The following is a 524-nucleotide window of genomic DNA, read 5'->3' as shown; positions in this document are numbered from 1 at the left end:
CAGCGGCGTGGTGGATCTGGTGCGGATGAAAGCCATTCTGTGGGACGAAGCCTCGCAGGGCATGAACTTCAGCTTCGAAGAGATCCCGGCAGAGCTGCGCGACTCGGCGCAGGAGTGGCGTGAAAATATGATTGAGGCCGCCGCCGAAGCCTCGGAAGAACTGATGGAGAAATACCTTAACCAGGTGCCGCTGAGCGAAGAGGAGATCGTTCACGGGCTGCGGGTGCGCACCGTCGCCGGCGAAATTCAGCCGATGCTGTGCGGGTCGGCGTTCCGCAACAAGGGGGTGCAGCGCATGCTGGACGCGGTGATCGAGCTGATGCCCTCGCCGCTCGACGTGCCGCCGATGGAAGGCCACAGCGAACACGATGAAATCATCACCCGCAAAGCCGACGATAATGAAAAATTCTCGGCGCTGGCGTTCAAGTTGATGACCGATCCGTTCGTCGGCCAACTCACCTTCGTGCGCGTCTACTCCGGGGTGCTGGCCAAAGGCAGCAGCGTTTACAACCCGATCAAGGGCA

The 524-nt window shown here is 60.7% G+C and carries 1 pseudogene; it reads left to right on the top strand.

The window, feature by feature from the left end:
• Positions 1–524: pseudogene (fusA, locus tag ADK28_RS03695) on the top strand (elongation factor G); the annotation flags it as partial.

This window comes from Serratia sp. 506_PEND (assembly GCF_001076875.1).
Lineage (GTDB): Bacteria > Pseudomonadota > Gammaproteobacteria > Enterobacterales > Enterobacteriaceae > Serratia > Serratia marcescens.
This window is presented reverse-complemented; position numbering and strand designations above follow the sequence as displayed.